The sequence below is a fragment of the Flavobacterium sp. ENC genome (genome assembly GCF_020991415.1).
GTDB lineage: Bacteria > Bacteroidota > Bacteroidia > Flavobacteriales > Flavobacteriaceae > Flavobacterium.
Window position 1 is genome coordinate 1,107,569 of record NZ_JAJMOY010000001.1, and the last position, 16,498, is coordinate 1,124,066.

14 protein-coding genes are annotated in these 16,498 nt (G+C 35.4%); 9 read left to right on the forward strand and 5 right to left on the reverse strand.

Going from position 1 to position 16,498, the window contains the following annotated elements; all coding sequences use genetic code 11:
* Positions 1–134: 134 nt before the first annotated feature.
* From LPB89_RS04555 to LPB89_RS04570, 4 genes are all read left to right on the forward strand, one after another.
* Positions 135–3,293 carry an exodeoxyribonuclease V subunit beta gene (locus LPB89_RS04555; RefSeq protein ID WP_230700463.1) on the forward strand — a complete coding sequence of 1,053 codons (3,159 nt, stop codon included), beginning with the start codon at positions 135–137 and terminating at the stop codon, positions 3,291–3,293.
* A gap of 71 nt (positions 3,294–3,364) precedes the next feature.
* The gene (gene kbl, locus LPB89_RS04560) at positions 3,365–4,558 is read left to right on the forward strand and encodes a glycine C-acetyltransferase (protein ID WP_230700464.1); all 1,194 of its coding nucleotides are present in this window, start codon (positions 3,365–3,367) and stop codon (positions 4,556–4,558) included.
* Positions 4,559–4,670: 112 nt separating this feature from the next.
* Positions 4,671–6,137 (forward strand): OmpA family protein, encoded by a 1,467-nt coding sequence (locus LPB89_RS04565; protein WP_230700465.1) that lies wholly within the window; start codon positions 4,671–4,673, stop codon positions 6,135–6,137.
* Between the two features lie 63 nt (positions 6,138–6,200).
* Positions 6,201–8,966, forward strand: coding sequence for a PD-(D/E)XK nuclease family protein (locus tag LPB89_RS04570; protein ID WP_230700466.1), 2,766 nt, complete (start codon positions 6,201–6,203; stop codon positions 8,964–8,966).
* Positions 8,967–9,369: 403 nt separating this feature from the next.
* Here LPB89_RS04570 and LPB89_RS04575 read toward each other — a convergent pair whose 3' ends face one another.
* Positions 9,370–9,513: a hypothetical protein gene (locus tag LPB89_RS04575; protein WP_158286340.1), complete on the reverse strand. Its 144-nt coding sequence runs from the start codon at positions 9,511–9,513 to the stop codon at positions 9,370–9,372.
* A 288-nt stretch (positions 9,514–9,801) separates the two neighbouring features.
* Between LPB89_RS04575 and LPB89_RS04580 the strand changes: the two genes are divergently transcribed.
* Positions 9,802–10,122, forward strand: a complete 321-nt coding sequence (locus LPB89_RS04580; protein WP_127339069.1) for a roadblock/LC7 domain-containing protein — start codon at positions 9,802–9,804, stop codon at positions 10,120–10,122.
* A gap of 17 nt (positions 10,123–10,139) precedes the next feature.
* Positions 10,140–10,514 carry a hypothetical protein gene (locus LPB89_RS04585; protein WP_230700467.1) on the forward strand — a complete coding sequence of 125 codons (375 nt, stop codon included), beginning with the start codon at positions 10,140–10,142 and terminating at the stop codon, positions 10,512–10,514.
* Positions 10,515–10,595: 81 nt separating this feature from the next.
* Here the strand turns inward: LPB89_RS04585 and LPB89_RS04590 are convergent, their stop codons facing one another.
* Together LPB89_RS04590 and LPB89_RS04595 are read right to left on the reverse strand one after the other, a co-directional pair.
* Entirely contained in the window at positions 10,596–11,372 is a 777-nt protein-coding gene (locus LPB89_RS04590) for an alpha/beta fold hydrolase (protein ID WP_230700468.1), read from the reverse strand.
* 162 nt (positions 11,373–11,534) lie between these two features.
* On the reverse strand, positions 11,535–12,338 hold the full coding sequence (locus LPB89_RS04595; RefSeq protein WP_230700469.1) for a TIGR00266 family protein: 804 nt from the start codon (positions 12,336–12,338) through the stop codon (positions 11,535–11,537).
* A gap of 219 nt (positions 12,339–12,557) precedes the next feature.
* Here LPB89_RS04595 and LPB89_RS04600 point away from each other — a divergent pair, with 219 nt between their 5' ends.
* Together LPB89_RS04600 and LPB89_RS04605 are read left to right on the forward strand one after the other, a co-directional pair.
* Positions 12,558–12,914, forward strand: a complete 357-nt coding sequence (locus tag LPB89_RS04600; RefSeq protein ID WP_127339073.1) for a hypothetical protein — start codon at positions 12,558–12,560, stop codon at positions 12,912–12,914.
* A gap of 89 nt (positions 12,915–13,003) precedes the next feature.
* Positions 13,004–13,522 carry a ferritin gene (locus LPB89_RS04605; protein ID WP_230700470.1) on the forward strand — a complete coding sequence of 173 codons (519 nt, stop codon included), beginning with the start codon at positions 13,004–13,006 and terminating at the stop codon, positions 13,520–13,522.
* 60 nt (positions 13,523–13,582) lie between these two features.
* Here the strand turns inward: LPB89_RS04605 and LPB89_RS04610 are convergent, their stop codons facing one another.
* Positions 13,583–14,875 (reverse strand): aminopeptidase P family protein, encoded by a 1,293-nt coding sequence (locus LPB89_RS04610; RefSeq protein ID WP_127339075.1) that lies wholly within the window; start codon positions 14,873–14,875, stop codon positions 13,583–13,585.
* 393 nt (positions 14,876–15,268) lie between these two features.
* Positions 15,269–15,676 (reverse strand): helix-turn-helix domain-containing protein, encoded by a 408-nt coding sequence (locus tag LPB89_RS04615; protein WP_171568302.1) that lies wholly within the window; start codon positions 15,674–15,676, stop codon positions 15,269–15,271.
* A 172-nt stretch (positions 15,677–15,848) separates the two neighbouring features.
* Here LPB89_RS04615 and LPB89_RS04620 point away from each other — a divergent pair, with 172 nt between their 5' ends.
* A complete protein-coding gene (locus LPB89_RS04620) occupies positions 15,849–16,478 on the forward strand; it encodes a hypothetical protein (RefSeq protein ID WP_230700471.1) in 630 nt (209 codons plus the stop codon).
* Positions 16,479–16,498 lie beyond the last annotated feature (20 nt).

Genomic DNA, 16,498 nt, shown 5'->3' on the forward strand with positions numbered 1-16,498 from the left:
AATAAAAAAATTCCAAATTCCAATAGCTGTAAATCACAGCATATCAATTGGAATTTGGAATTTTTTTATTGAAAATTTCACCGTATTGGGATTACTATTTATTGTGCTATTTTTACGATACAAAAATCAAACCTATGCAAAGTCCGTCTTTTTCTATTTATGATGCATCTGCGGGTTCGGGAAAGACCTATACTTTGGTCAAAGAATATCTTAAAATTATTCTCTCTTCTCCTAAAAATGATGCCTACCGTAATATCCTGGCGATAACTTTTACTAATAAAGCAGTTCACGAAATGAAAAGCCGTATTGTAGGGAGTTTGTCTGAATTTACCAAAGACGAACCTTCTTCAAAGGCTGTGGATTTAATGGAAGATTTGTCCCGTGAAACAGGTCTTTCGATCATAAAAATCAAAACAAAATCCCAGAATATTATCAAGCATCTTATTCATAATTATGCTGCTTTTGATATTTCTACGATCGATAAATTTACACATAAGGTAATTCGTGCTTTTGCACATGACCTGAATTTACCCATGACTTTTGAGGTCACGCTGGATACCGAAAATTTGCTGGTAGAAGCCGTTGACGCAATTATTGCTCAGGCTGGACAGGATGAAACACTGACCAGATTGCTGATTGATTTTACCATGGAAAAAACTGACGACGATAAAAGTTGGGATGTTTCGCGTGAAATTCTTGAAACCGGAAGACTGGTGCTGAACGAAAACAACAGAAATGAAATTTCCCATTTTCAGGATAAAACCATTGAGGAATTTGTTGCTATAAAAAAGAAAATGTCGGTTTTGTGTACCGATTTAGAAAAAGAAAATACCGGATTTGCGACACAGACTCTCGAGTTGATCGATAAAAACGGAATTGACTTAAAGTCGTTTTCAAGAGGGACTTTTCCAAATCATCTGGAAAGTATTCGTGATGGCAAATTCAATCCGAGAAATAAAACATTTCACGAGTTTGAGGATATCGCCATCAATAAAACGGCCAGTGACCGGGCTCTGATTGAAAATCTTATTCCGGAATTACTGCTTACTTTGGATAAGATCTATAAGAACTTCGAAAAAAGAGATTTCTACAAAGCTTTTCTGAAAAACATAACACCCCTTTCTTTGCTGAATACGGTGAGCAATGAACTGGCAAAAATTCAGTCAGAACAAAATATTTTGTCAATTTCAGAATTCAACGCGATTATTCATCGTGAAATTCAGAACCAGCCGGCACCTTTTATTTATGAGCGTTTGGGAGAACGTTACCGCCACTTTTTTATTGATGAATTTCAGGATACCTCAGAGATGCAATGGCAGAATCTGATTCCGCTAATTGACAATGCGCTTTCGGGTCAGGATGATTTCGGGAATAAAGGAACGCTTATGATTGTTGGTGATCCAAAACAATCCATCTATCGTTGGAGGGGAGGAAAGGCCGAGCAGTTTATTGAATTAAGTAAAGAAGCAAATCCTTTTGCGAATCCGGATAAAAAACTGGAACATTTAAATACAAACTACAGAAGCTACAGCGAAGTAATTGATTTTAATAATGCTTTTTTTAAACTAATTTCCACGGAATTTACGAATGAAGATTATAAGGATTTATATGAAAACCATAGCTTTCAGAATCCAAATTCCAAAAAGGGCGGCTATGTCAATATTTCTTTTCTTCCCATAATAGAAAAAAATGATTTTGCAGACGAAGAAGACGTTGTGGAAAAATCGGATTTATATGTGCTGGCGACTTTAAATACAATTTTAAAAGTGGTTAAGGAAGGTTTTGAATATAAGGACATCGTAGTTCTGACCCGCAAAAGGGACCAGGGAATTGCAATAGCCAATTATTTGACAGAACAGAACATTCCGCTTCTTTCGTCGGAAACCCTGATGATTCAGAATGCTACAGAAGTTCGATTGATTGTTCATCTGCTGAAATATCTGAATAACAGCGCTGATCTGGAAGCAAAAGCTAATTTTCTGCATTTCTTAGGAACGACTCTGGAAACTCAAATTCCGATTCATGATTTTATCGCAAACGGGATGGCTCAGAGACTCGAAAGTGATTTTGAAAACTGGCTTTTAGCGTTTGATGTTTCACTTTCTTTTGAAGATATCAGGAAGAAGTCTTTGTATGAAGCGGTCGAAATAATCATTTCAAAATTCATTCTTCCTTCAGAAGGAAATGCCTATGTGCAGTTTTTTCTGGATATTGTTTTGGAGCGCGACATCAGAAATCAGGCAGGTATTGCAGATTTTCTGGGGTATTGGGATAAAAATGCGGAGAAATTCAGTATCCCGTCTCCGGAAGGAAATAATGCAGTCCGGATTATGACCATTCATAAATCGAAAGGTCTCGAGTTTCCGGTAGTCATAATGCCTTTTGCAGAAGAAGATTACAACAGAAAGCCAAAAGATAAGCTGTGGCTGGATACAGAAGAAGCTGATTTGGGTGTGCCAAAAGCCCTGATTGATAATAGCAGTGCTGTGGAAGGTTTTGGCGAAAGCGCCTCGGCAGTTTTTAATATGAAAAAACAGGAAGAACTGCTGGATAATATAAATGTTTTATATGTTGCCCTGACACGTGCCGAAGAACAGTTATATGTTATTTCGCAATCTTTAAAGGAGCGAAAAGACGGAGAATTTCCGAATAATATGGCTTCTTTTTTTATTAAATATTTGATAAACAAAGGAATTTACGATCCCGAAAAGACAGAATACGATTTTGGAAACAAGATGAAACTCTCTCCACCATCAAAAATGGCAGATCTGGTTAAAGTAATTCCGATGGTTTCTGAGGTTTTAAATCCGAAAAATATAAAAATTGCACAACGGGAAGCTTTAATGTGGGGTACACATCAGCAGGAAGCGATTGCATATGGAAATGTAATTCATGAGATCTTAGCGTTTGTTAAAGATAAATCAGATGTGGATCTGGCAGTTACAAAAGCACTCGAAAACGGGCTTATTACATTAGATCAGACAGAAAAGGTATTGATAACACTTCGGGAAATCGTTAATCATCCGGAATTAAGTATTTGTTTTAACGGAAATGATAAGATTCTGAATGAGCAGACGATTGTTCAGAAAGAAGGCAAGATTTTAAAACCGGACCGGATTGTTCTGACAAAGGACAAGGAAGCTTACCTTCTGGATTATAAAACTGGTGTTAGTAATACGAAATATACGAAACAAATTCAGGAATATCAGGAAGCTATTGAAGATTTAGGGTACAAAGTGTTAAAAAGAGCTTTGGTGTATATAGGAACAGATGTCGATGTGGTAAATTTGTGATGAAATTAATCAGATGTTAAAGAGTTGGCTTCGGTTAAGTTGTTAATATTTAACATATTAAATAAATAAAAATGTACGGTAAAATTAAAGATCATTTGCAAAGTGAGTTGCAAACAATTGAAGAAAACGGAATTTTTAAAAAAGAACGCATCATAACTTCGGCGCAGGATGCTGAAATTACGATTTCAACAGGAGAAAAAGTTCTGAATTTCTGTGCTAATAATTACTTAGGGCTTTCCTCTCATCCTGAGGTGGTTCAGGCCGCTAAAGATGCTATGGATACGCACGGTTTTGGAATGTCATCTGTTCGGTTTATTTGTGGTACTCAGGATATTCATAAGACATTAGAAAAAAAGATTGCTGATTTTTATGGCACAGAAGATACTATTTTATATGCAGCCGCTTTTGATGCCAATGGTGGTGTTTTTGAGCCATTATTTGGGGAAAATGACGCTATTATTTCGGATAGTTTAAATCATGCTTCTATTATCGATGGCGTTCGTTTGTGTAAAGCAGCCCGTTATCGCTATGAGAACAGTAATATGGAAGATCTGGAACAGCAGTTAATTAAGGCTAATGAAGCAGGTGCACGTTTTAAAATAATTGTTACCGACGGTGTTTTTTCTATGGATGGTGTTGTTGCTCCCCTGGATAAAATCTGTGACCTGGCTGATAAATACGATGCTTTGGTAATGGTCGATGAATGTCATGCTGCAGGATTTATTGGCGCAACCGGTAAAGGAACACTTGAAGCAAAAGGTGTTATGGGAAGAGTTGATATTATCACAGGTACACTTGGTAAGGCACTGGGTGGAGCAATGGGAGGCTATACAACAGCAAAAAAAGAAATTATTGAATTACTGCGTCAAAAATCAAGACCTTATTTGTTTTCAAACTCGCTTGCTCCCGCAATTGTCGGGGCTTCAATCAAAGTTTTTGAATTACTGGAAAAAGATACTTCGCTAAGAGATAAATTAGAATGGAATACTAATTATTTTAAGGAAGGTATGAAAAAGGCCGGATTTGATATTATCGACGGCGATTCTGCAATTGTTCCTGTTATGCTGTACGATGCAAAATTATCACAAACAATGGCAAATGAACTTTTAAAACAAGGCATTTATGTTATCGGTTTCTTTTTTCCTGTTGTCCCGAAAGACAAGGCAAGAATCCGTGTTCAACTATCTGCGGCGCACACAAAAGAGCATTTGGACAAAGCTATAAGTGCTTTTGTATCAGTTGGTAAAATGTTAAAAGTTATATAATTCCCATTTTAGTGAATTTTTGTAGGTTTTTTTTAACATTTCATTTTGTATTTAAAAATTTTGGTGTTACTTTTGCTAGTAATTAACTAAATTGTAATTAAAAAAATTAAGTATGAAACATCTTAACAAACTTTTAGTTGCTGTAATGATGGTGATGGGGTTAGCTTCTCACGCGCAAGACAGTAACAATCCATGGGCTATCTCTTTTGGAGTTAATGCCGTAGATACTAGGACTAGTGCAAGTCCAGAACATGTTGACTTTTTTCCAGCGCATTTTTCTCAGCCATTCGCTGTAAAAGATAACTGGAATATCCTTCCATCTTTATCTTATATTGGAGTGTCTAGATACGTAGGGTCAGGATTTTCTGTTGGTTTACAAGGGTCTGTGAATAAAATTGACAAATATGTTCGTTTTGCTCCAAATGCTGCAGGGCATGATGCAAGAGGAATGATTGTTGAAAATCCAGGTGATTTGATGTATTACGGAATTGATGCTACTATTAAGTACAGCTTCCAGGAATTAATTAAATCTAAAGTAATCGATCCTTCGTTATCTGTTGGTGGTGGTTATGTTTTCTTCGGAGACAGCAGCTACGGAACTGTTAACCCAGGTGCTGGTTTAACTTTCTGGTTTACTGATGCTATTGGTTTAGAGCTTGCTACTAAATACAAATGGTCAGTTAGTGGTGATAGAGAAGATGCAGCTGGTGTTCCAGATGCTCCATCTCACTTCCAACACACTGCAGGTCTTATCTTCAAATTTGGTGGTAAAGATACTGACGGTGATGGTATCTACGATAAAGATGATGCTTGTCCAGACGTTGCTGGTTTAAAACAATTCAACGGATGTCCTGATACTGACGGAGACGGAATCGTTGATGCTTCTGATGCTTGTCCAGATGTTTTTGGTTTAGCTGCATTAAACGGATGTCCTGATACTGACGGAGACGGAATTGCTGATAAAGATGATGCTTGTCCAGATGTTGCTGGTTTAGCTGCTTTAAAAGGTTGTCCAGATGCTGACGGAGACGGAATCGCTGATAAAGATGACAAATGTCCTACAGTTGCTGGTCCAAAAGAAAACGGTGGTTGTCCTTTCTTAGACGCTGATAAAGATGGTGTTCTTGATAAAGATGATGATTGTCCTACAGTTGCAGGTCCTGCTTCTAACAGAGGTTGTCCAGAAGTTACTTCTGAGGCTTTAGAAGACCTTAAAGTTCAAGCTAGAGCAATCTACTTTAACTCAGGTAAAGCTACTTTCAAAACAGGAGACAAAGAAACTCCAGCTAGATTGGATGCAATTAAAGAAATCCTTAAAAACTATCCAAACGCGAAATTCAGCATTGAAGGTCACACAGATAGCGATGGTTCTGACAAATTGAACCAAAAACTTTCTGAAGACAGAGCTGCTGCAGTTATGAACGCTTTGATCGAAAGAGGAGTAAATGTTGATAACTTAGTATCTAAAGGTTTCGGTGAGTCTCAACCAGTTGCGAGTAACAAAACTCCTGCAGGTAAAGCACAAAACAGAAGAACTGAAATCAAACATATCGGTTCTAAATACGAAGGTAAATTGTAATTTACTTTCTAAATAAATTCTAAAAGCCATTCTTAATTGAATGGCTTTTTTTATTTTTATACAATGATAAATACTTCTTTTCTCGAAAAAATAGCCGCTGTTATAATTCAGGATTATTCCGGTAAACTTGCTGAAACTACTATTATTCTCCCAAATAAAAGAGCAAAGGTTTTTTTAATTGAAGCTTTAAAAAAAGAAACAACCCATACAATTCTTTCTCCCGATATCATTAGCATAGAGGATTTCGTGCAGGATGTCGCATCCATTCGGTCTGTTGATTCCATTGAACTTTTGTTTGAATTCTATGAAGTATATCTTTCGGTTACAGAAAAACAAAACCAGCAGTCCTTCGAATTATTTGCCAATTGGGCAAAAACACTTCTTCAGGATTTTAATGAAATTGACCGTTACCTATTAGATCCTTCGCATGTTTTGTCTTATCTGAATGATATTGAAGATATCAAAAAGTGGGGAATAGAAGTCGAAAATAAAACAAAGCTTTTAGAAAAATATATTGATTTCTGGAAACTTCTTCCCTTGTATTATGAGTCTTTATACAATCATTTGCTTCATAAAGGAATAGGATATCAGGGTTTGATTTATCGGGAAGCAGTCCATAATTTAAATCATTTTTCGAATACAACTTCAGGGCGCAATTTTGTTTTTGCGGGTTTCAACGCATTAAATGCTGCTGAAGAAAAAATCGTACAGCATCTTTTAGCCCTAGATCAGGCTAAAATTTATTGGGACGTGGATCAGACTTTCCTTAATGATCCTTATCACGATGCAGGACTTTTTGTCCGTCGCTTTAAAGAAAACTGGAAACACTATAAGTCGAATCCTTTTGAATGGATTGTGGATGATTTTTCACAATCAAAAAATATTCAGGTTATCGGAACTCCAAAAACGATCGGCCAGGCCAAATTAGCAGGAAGTATCATCGAAAAAATAGTTGCTGAAAATCCCTTAACCTCCCTTGATAAGGTTGCCATTGTTTTAGGTGAAGAGAATCTTTTAATGCCCGTTTTGTACGCTTTACCTTCTTCGGTTGGGTCTTTGAATATCACTATGGGATATTCTGGTAAAAATAATCCATCGCAAATATTGATCGCGAAATTATTTAAAATGCATACCAATGCACTATCCAGAAAAGGAGAAAGCTATGTTTTTTATTATAAGGATATATTGGATATCTTAACGCATCCTCTTGTGGAGCCTTATGCCCATACTGGTAATCTGGTTAAGATCATAAAAGAGAATAATTATACTTTTATTACACACAACAGATTGTTTGAACTGAATTCAGATGTATCGGATCTTTTTAAATTACTCTTTCAAAAATGGGAGAACGGATCGGTGGCAGTTCTTGAAAACATTTCAACGCTTTTGCTTGTAATCAAGGAAAATTTCAGCCACGACAATGAAGAAGAAAAAATTGCTAAGGCTTTTGTCTTTGCTATTTTTAAAGTGATCAATAAACTGATTAATTATTATTCCAGACACACACATATTGACAATATTGATACGCTGTACGCGATTTACAAACAGGTAATCGATGTAGCTGAAGTTTCTTTTGAGGGTGAGCCTTTGAAAGGATTGCAGATTATGGGGGTTCTGGAAAGCCGTGTTCTGGATTTTGATACTGTAATCGTAACTTCTATGAATGAAGGAAAATTTCCTGCCGGGAAATCCCAAAATTCATTTATTCCTTATGATGTAAAAAAAGAATTGGGTCTGCCAACTTTTAAAGAGAAGGATGCGATTTATACCTATCACTTTTACCATTTGTTGCAAAGGGCAAAAAATATTTTCCTGATTTACAATACGGAAAATGATGGTTTAGATGCCGGGGAACGCAGTCGCTTTATAACGCAGCTGGAAGTCGAAAAGCAAGTAAAGCATAACCTTACTTTTGATATTTACAATCCTGTTTTGCCAACAACGGCTTACAAACCAATGGTAATTCCGAAATCTGAAGCGGTTATGGAACGGTTAAAAGAAATTGCGGAGACTGGTTTTTCTCCGTCAGCTTTGACCAGTTATATCCGGAATCCGATTGAATTTTATTTTCAGAAAATCCTGCGGATTCGTGAAGTGGAAGAAGTCGAAGAAAATATTGCCCTGAATACACTGGGAACAATTATACATGAAACTTTAAAAGCATTATACGATCCTTTTGTAGACAAATTTATTTCGGAAGCGGATATAAAAAATTGTTTTAAACTGCTGGATGATGAAGTACTAAGGCAATTTAAAGTAGTTTATAAAGAAGGTGAAATAAAAAAAGGACGCAATCTTTTGGCTTTTGAAGTAGCCAAACGAAATGTTTCCAACTTCCTGAAAATGGAACTGGATTCTATTGTAAACGGAGATGCCATTAAAATCATTGCTTTGGAAAAAACATTTAAGCGTCACTTCAGCCATCCTGATTTGCCATTTCCTGTTTTGATTAAAGGAAATGTGGACAGAATTGAACTGCGAAACGGAAAAGTAAGAATTATCGATTATAAGACCGGAAAAGTAGAGAAAACTAATGTGATACTTAAATCATGGAATGGATTAACTCAGGAGCTTAAAAATGACAAAATTATTCAGGTTCTGGCTTATGCGTATATGTTTGAGAAAGAAGCGGTGGATATTCCTATGGAAGTTGGAATTATCTCCTTCAAAAATTTAAAATCAGGATTTCTACCATTTGGATTTAAGGAGGAGAAAGAACTGGATAGTACGGTCAGCAAAGAAATTCTACACAGTTACCTGGAAGAGATCGCTTTATTGCTAAAAGAAATTTTTGATCCCGCTATTCCGTTTGAAGAAAAAATAAATTAGATGATTTGTGTTTTAAAAGACGATTTTATTTTCAGTTGAAAAACAAAGGATAAACAGTTTTCGCACAGATGGACATATTCAGCTGGTCTTAAACAAAAAAATAAAGCGGCTGTACGATGAGAAATTGCACTATTTTCAAATTGAAAGAACTCTTTTTAGCCATTCGAAATTTGTTTTATGAGAAGAAACCTGAGATAGATTATAACCAGACATGATTGACTGATTCAATGAACGAATTATGGAAAATCAAAAATTCAGGGCCGGATTATTATGAATCCTAATTACAAAAATGTAATCATGATTTCAACCCGGTTAATTTTACACAAAAAGGGTAAGTTCCATCCCATAAGTAAAAAAGCAGAAATTGTTAGAGAACAATTTCCGCTTTTTTTGTAAGTAATTTTTAGCTGAATATTTTTTTAAAGAAACCTTTCTTTTTCTGTTCCTCTGTTATCGTATTGTTTATGCTTCCGTTCTCAAAACGAAATCTTCTAAACTTCATCAGTTTTACATTCAGATCAAAGCGTAATTCGTCTACCGTTTTCATTTGGATAATTTTTTTGCAAATTTAGGAAAAACTTCCCGTAAACCCGCTGATGCCAAAGGTTAATCGCATCATTTGATTTTTATTGAACAGATTGTTTGAATTGTAGTTGAATTTCTTTTTTCTGTTAAATTTTTTTGCAGAATTTATTTTAAAAAGAGTTAAAAATTAAAGTATAAATAAAAGTAGGTCAGGTGATTAGCAGGCCTGTTTTTTTAACAAGTGTTTAGCGGACAATTCTGTTTATTGAAATATCTTTGAAGATTATTTTAAAATTTTTATAACAATAATATGATTGATTTAAATACACTGGTTGAGGAAACAGGAGCAGAATCCGGATTGGTTTTTAATATAGATGGAATTTTGGTAGAATCAGTTAATCTTGAATACGACGGGAATGTGGCTGCAATGATAGGGATGATATTAAAGATGTGCCTGGAAATGACGGAAGATGTAAATAATGGAGATTTAAAACAGGTAATGATTAAAAACAACGATGGTATCGTGGTGGCAAATAAGAATTCGGATGATAATTGCGTGGCACTGCTTTCTAAAGATATTAGTAAAATGGGACTTCTGTTACGCAGAATGGATACCGTTTTCAACAATTAATTAAATACAATTAAAACATGTCAGATTTTTTACAGAATTTTCAAAACGATTTAAAAGAGAATATTAACGGGTTTATTGCCGTTTCAGTAACTCAGGTCGAAACAGGAATGTCTTATTGCTCGCTTTCTTTAAATCCGGCTTTTGACCCGGAATTAGCTTCCGCTTATAATTTAGAAGTTGTAAAAGCAAAATTAAACGCTATCAAAGCTTTGGGACTGGATCAAAAAATCAATGATATCCTAATTACATTAACAGATCAGATTCATATTATTGATGTTTCTGAAGATGGAAGTTATTTTATTTATCTGGCGGTTGATTCAACAAAGGCGAATCTTGGAATGACAAGAGCAACTTTGGGGAAATTTAAAAAAGATATTATCTCAAAACTATAATATAATTTTTGCCCCCAATAATGAGAAAAAGGCTGTTTCAAAATTTTTTGAACAGCCTTTTTTGCTTTTTAAAGGATCGATTTATTTAAAGAAATCAGCCAGTACCACTTTAAGCTCTTCTTTGTTTTCAATGTGACTCATATGTCCATCGTCAAAAGAGACAAGTGTTATAGCTGTATCTTTTATTTGTGTTACGTTTTCTTCGTAGTTTAGAACCGGATCTTTTTTGCCTAAAACCAGTAAAACCGGAAAAAGGTTTTCACGTAAAAGTGCTTCCCTGTCTTTTCTGATTTTCATTCCTTCTAAAGAAGCTACAATTCCCTGTAAAGGTGTTTTTAATGCCTGAACTTTAGTTTTTTCAATTTCTGCGGCTAATCTTGTTCTGTTGTCTTCGCTAAACAAATTGGCTACCGCCAGGCTTACAAAACTTACATAATTTTGTTTTACTGCTTTGATGGCGCGGGTTCTGTTTAGTTTTTTCTCTGCACTGTCTTCTTTGGAAGTTGAGTTTAACAGAACTAATTTCTTAATGCTATCCGGATGCAATTCGGCCAGGGCCAAAGCAACATAGCCTCCCATAGAATGCCCCGCAACGATGGCTTTTTCGATTTTTAGATGTTCTAAAACTTCATGTACAGCATTGGCATTATCCTCCATGGAATGCACATAGCCTAAAGAATCTGATTCCCCGTGTCCCAGTAAATCGATTGTGACCACGCGATATTCTTCAGCGAAAAGAGTGACATATTCCTGCCACATTTTTTTGTTTTCCAAAAAGCCGTGCAGCAATACAATTACAGTTCCTTGTCCCGAATCGGTATACGATATTTTGGTGTTTTTATATAAAATAGTTTTCAAAATGATAGTTTAAAGAGTAAAGCACAAAGATAAGAAAGCACAGACTTTATAAGAAATATATGTGCTTTTGAGTTAATATTTATTCTATAATGCTATTATTTTTGAGAATAAAGAAGTTTTGAAATAAAAATGGTTTCCGTTTCCGAAAACCATTTTATACCATTAAAACCGATTATCGCCATCCAGAAGATTTCCTAATCCGCCAAGAAGACTTCCTTCATCACGGCTGTTTCCTCCGGATCTTGGTGCAGAAGCAATAATGCGGTCGGCTAATCTTGAGAAAGGCAATGATTGTATATAAACCGTTCCTGGGCCTTTTAAAGTAGCATAAAATAAGCCTTCACCGCCAAAAATGGAATTCTTGATTCCGCCAATAAATTCAATATCGTAATCTACGTCTTTGGTAAAACCAATGATGCATCCCGTATCTACTTTTAGAACTTCACCCTGTGCTAATTCTTTTTTAGCCATTGTTCCTCCGGAATGTACAAAAGCCATTCCGTCTCCCTCAATTTTTTGCATGATAAAACCTTCACCGCCAAATAAGCCGCGGCCTAGTTTCTGAGAGAATTCTATCCCTACAGAAACACCTTTGGCAGCACATAAGAAGGAACTTTTTTGACAGATAAATTTGCCCTGAAATTGCGTTAAATCAATAGGCAGAATTTTTCCCGGATAGGGAGATGCAAAGGATACTTTGCTTTTTGTAGTGCCTTGGTTTAAAAATGCTGTCATAAACAAGCTTTCGCCCGTAAGAACTCTTTTTCCGGCATTCAAAAGTTTGCCAAACAAGCCTGATCCCTGTTGTTGCGAACCATCACCAAATATGGTTTCCATCTGGATATTGTTTTCCATCATCATAAAACTGCCGGCTTCGGCAATTACAATTTCCTGTGGATCCAGTTCTATTTCAACATATTGCATTTCTTCTCCAAAAATCTGATACTCTATTTCGTGTGCCTGCATGATTTCTATATATTTAGTTTTAAAATAAGTCGAATGATGTTTTAGAACGTTACAGGTTTCCTTTTTATTTTCTAAAAAAAACTATTTTTTAAATGCGAAAATTGAGATGAAAGACTAATTTAAAAAGACAAAAAGTTTTTGTTATTTTAAATTAGTCTTAATTACATGTTTAATTGGTTTAAATTCTATATTTTTGCAGCGTTATTAATTTTTATCAAAATGGCATTAGTTAGCGATTTGACCACCAAAATATTATTTGAAACCGAAAAAGGATACAGTTATCAATGTGATTTGACTAATAGTATAATTATCAATTTTGTAGATACAGTATCAAGTTATAAAATTCATGATTTTTTGATTTTTCAAAGAAAGGTAAATAACGTTGACATTCTCAATATGCTTTATGACTTGTCTGATAAGTCAGATGCACAATTGATTGAAACTACTAAAAGAAATTTTTCAAGAAATCTTACGATCTGTGAAATAGTTCAGCTTAGGGAATTACTAAACGGAACTAAATTTACCCTCAACCTGCATTCCATGCTTTGCAATATTCTTAAAGTGGAGTTAATTTAATGTTTTACTTAGATTAAATCCAAATTTGCAGGTGTCGCAACCTGTTGTCTTTAATTTTTGTAAATTTACACGTATAAAAATTAAAGGTTATGAAAGATTTACTAAGAACAAGTACTTCATTAATTGAAGGAATAGAAAATATATTGAACTTACAGGCAAAAATAGAAAGCGATGCTTCCAATAAATATTTAGCGATGGCTGCATGGCTTGACAGAAATGGTTTTGATAATACGGCATCATACATGTATAAACAAGCCGAGGAAGAAAGAGAACATTTCCTTAAAGTTTTCAGATATATTACAGATATGGGAGGGATTGCAATTACGCCATCTGTTCCCGAAGTGCAACAGGAATTTGCTTCTTTCAGGGAAGTATTTGAAATCGCTTTGCAAAATGAAATTGCCGTTACTCAGGCTATTAACAAGGTAATCGCAAAATGCAGGGCAGAAAATGATTATGCTACAGAAGATTTTATGATGTGGTATGTTGCTGAGCAAAGAGAAGAGGAGAAAAATGCGAGAAGAGCTTTAGAGCTTTTTGAGTTGATTAACGAAAACGAAGCTACAGGCAAATTTGAATTGGATTTGCAAATATCGAAAATTGGATAATAACCAATTTATAAAATTTAAAAAGCCCTTAATATTCAATTATTAAGGGCTTTATTTTATTTATTCATTCATCAGGCTCTCGATTTCATCTATCTCAATCGGAATGTTGCGCATCAGGTTAAAAGGTTCTCCTTTTTCCTGCACCACAACGTTGTCCTCCAAACGGATTCCGAATCCTTCTGCCGGAATGTAGATTCCAGGCTCAACAGTAAAAACCATATTAGCTTTCATGGGTTCGTGAAGCAATCCGTAATCGTGCGTGTCCAGTCCCATGTGGTGGGAAGTTCCGTGCATGAAATATTTTTTGTAGGCTGGCCAGTCCGGATTTTCGTTCTGAACATCGGCTTTGTCAATTAAACCCAGACCCAGTAATTCTGAAGTCATGATTTTACCCACTTCAATATGATATTGTTTCCAAAGCGTTCCAGGAGTCAGCATTTTGGTGGCTTCGTTTTTTACTTTCAAAACCGCATTGTAAACGGCTTTTTGTCTTTCTGAATATCTTCCTGAAACCGGAATTGTTCTCGTCATATCGCTCGAATAATTCGCGTATTCAGCAGCGACATCCAGTAAAATCAAATCTCCGGCTTTACATTGCTGGTTGTTTTCGATATAATGCAAAACGTTAGCATTGTTTCCCGAAGCAATAATTGGAGTGTACGCAAAACCTTTAGAGCGGTTGCGGATGAATTCGTGAATCAGTTCGGCTTCGATTTCGTATTCGGTAACGTTTGGTTTTACAAACGACAATAATCTGCGGAAACCTTTTTCGGTAATATCGCACGCCTTCTGGATCAAATCGATTTCTTCGCTTTCTTTTACAGAACGGATGCGTTGTAAAATCGGGTTGCTTTTCGCTACATTATGTGCCGGATAACGTTCTTTCCACCATTTTATGAAACGGGCTTCACGGGTTTCTGTTTCCACAGTCGCGCGGTAATGTTCGTTGGTGTTGATGTACATCGTATCTGCATACGTCATCATTTCGTTCAAAATTTTATGAAAATCCTGCAACCAATACACCGTTCTGATTCCTGAAACCTGAAAAGCACGTTCTTTACTTAGCTTTTCGCCTTCCCAAACGGCAATATGATCGTTGGTTTCTTTCAGGAAAAGAATCTCTTTTTGGTTTTCATAAGGCGCATCCGGAAACAAAAGCAAGATGCTTTCTTCCTGATCTACACCGCTCAGGTAAAATATATCTCTGTGCTGTGCAAAGGGCAAAGTACTGTCGGCACTAACGGGGTAAATGTCATTGGAATTGAAAACGGCAACACTGTTAGGTTTCATTTCTGCCGTAAATTTTCTGCGGTTTTTTACAAAAAGAGCGCTGTTTATTTGATGATATTTCATAATAATTTCGTTTTTGAACTTCGAATTTCAAAATTAGTGATTTTTGAAGAAGTGGCGTATAATTGCTTTATTAAAGTTTTCTTATTTGTTTGGGGAGTTTTTTTCTCTCGCAGATTAAGCAGATTTGGGGGATTTTTTATTTTGAAAGGTGGAGAATTACGATTAAACCCGACAGGTTTTAAAAACCTGTCGGGTTTGTCGGTGATTGTTTTGCGCAATCTTGTGTCATTCCGAGGAACGAAGGAACCGCATCCAGAGTGCGACTTACTGTGCGGATGCTGTAGATGCGGTTCCTTCGTTCCTCGGAATGACAGGATTGCGATTGTATTTGCATAAAAAAAAACCGAAGTAATCAAACTTCGGTTTTTTCTATAGATATATCTTTCGTAGAGATTATTTTTTCTCACTCAGTAACTTCTCCAAAAAAGCAACTTTCTCTTTTTCAGCCTGAATTAATTGTTGGTAAAGTTTTTTATTCTCTTCGTAAGATTCTAGAAGTTTATCTAACGGATTAAAAGTGCAACTATGATTTACGGAAATTGAACCATTATCATAAGTATTTCCAATAATATTAAAAACAGCTTCTTCAGAAAAGTTTTTGATCATTTCGGCAGGTACGCCTAAAGCCTGGGCAATTGCTTTTAGTTTTTCGTCGTCAACGCTTTCGCTTCCTTCAATAATAGAGATCGATTGCTGGGTTGTACCAATTGCTTGTGCAAGTGCTTCCTGCTTCATGTCGCGAAGCTCTCTGATTCGGCTTATGTTTCGCCCGATGTGTCTTGGTTTTGGTGCTGTGCTCATAGTTCAAAGATATTTAAAATTCTTTTATGTTTTTTTGTTTTGCTTAAAAACGGATCTTTGTTTGTTGGGGAGATTTTGTAAATTGGTTTCTTAATTTTACAAACATACAATTTTTCTGACGATTTTTGATTTTGAATTTAAAATTGAGTAATCTTGATAAGGAGAATAAAAAATGAAAGAGCTTATAATCGAAAGTAAAGGAATAAAAACCAATCATTATTTTATACCACCATTTGAGTTAAGAAAGGGCGAATTGGTTACCATTTTTTTGCAGGGTGGAGCGCATTTTGATGACATGAAAGCGCAATTAACAGCTATTTTTACAGGAAAGGCACATCATGAAAATATAAAGATATTTAAGCCTTTAACTTTTGCGGAATCTTTTAAAGAATCAAAGTTTAGAAGGATATTTAATCCGACTTCTGTATTTATATATTTAAAAAGGAATGCAAATCCAAAAGATATTGTGATTTCAAAAATTTTTGAAATTGATACTTTTTCCAAAAAAGACAAGATGAAAGATCTCGATACCAGTCAAAAGAAGAGACTTTCGTTATGTTTGGTTTTTTCCAAAACAAAAAATATAGTTTTTGACCTGAGAGGTGAAGGACCTGTGGGAGCAAATAAAACAGTCGAGTTTGTGAAAGACGAGATTAAAAACGATGGCGCCGCAATTTTAATTGATTGGTCAGATGATATGAAAAATAATTGTTCAAAATTTATAGCGATTGAATGGTTGGCAGATTTTGAGGAATTAAAAAAGATTGTTAATGGAAGCATAAGTCTTTCCAAAATGTGTTAGCAAACTAGTTTCACTATTTA

What these genes read in the sequence shown, in the direction of transcription:
- LPB89_RS04555 (WP_230700463.1), top strand. Translation starts at nt 135, where the DNA reads ATGCAAAGTCCGTCTTTTTCTATTTATGATGCATCTGCGGGTTCGGGA.
- kbl (WP_230700464.1), top strand. Translation starts at nt 3,365, where the DNA reads ATGTACGGTAAAATTAAAGATCATTTGCAAAGTGAGTTGCAAACAATT.
- LPB89_RS04565 (WP_230700465.1), top strand. Translation starts at nt 4,671, where the DNA reads ATGAAACATCTTAACAAACTTTTAGTTGCTGTAATGATGGTGATGGGG.
- LPB89_RS04570 (WP_230700466.1), top strand. Translation starts at nt 6,201, where the DNA reads ATGATAAATACTTCTTTTCTCGAAAAAATAGCCGCTGTTATAATTCAG.
- LPB89_RS04575 (WP_158286340.1), bottom strand. Translation starts at nt 9,513, where the DNA reads ATGAAAACGGTAGACGAATTACGCTTTGATCTGAATGTAAAACTGATG.
- LPB89_RS04580 (WP_127339069.1), top strand. Translation starts at nt 9,802, where the DNA reads ATGATTGATTTAAATACACTGGTTGAGGAAACAGGAGCAGAATCCGGA.
- LPB89_RS04585 (WP_230700467.1), top strand. Translation starts at nt 10,140, where the DNA reads ATGTCAGATTTTTTACAGAATTTTCAAAACGATTTAAAAGAGAATATT.
- LPB89_RS04595 (WP_230700469.1), bottom strand. Translation starts at nt 12,338, where the DNA reads ATGCAGGCACACGAAATAGAGTATCAGATTTTTGGAGAAGAAATGCAA.
- LPB89_RS04600 (WP_127339073.1), top strand. Translation starts at nt 12,558, where the DNA reads ATGGCATTAGTTAGCGATTTGACCACCAAAATATTATTTGAAACCGAA.
- LPB89_RS04605 (WP_230700470.1), top strand. Translation starts at nt 13,004, where the DNA reads ATGAAAGATTTACTAAGAACAAGTACTTCATTAATTGAAGGAATAGAA.
- LPB89_RS04610 (WP_127339075.1), bottom strand. Translation starts at nt 14,875, where the DNA reads ATGAAATATCATCAAATAAACAGCGCTCTTTTTGTAAAAAACCGCAGA.
- LPB89_RS04615 (WP_171568302.1), bottom strand. Translation starts at nt 15,676, where the DNA reads ATGAGCACAGCACCAAAACCAAGACACATCGGGCGAAACATAAGCCGA.
- LPB89_RS04620 (WP_230700471.1), top strand. Translation starts at nt 15,849, where the DNA reads ATGAAAGAGCTTATAATCGAAAGTAAAGGAATAAAAACCAATCATTAT.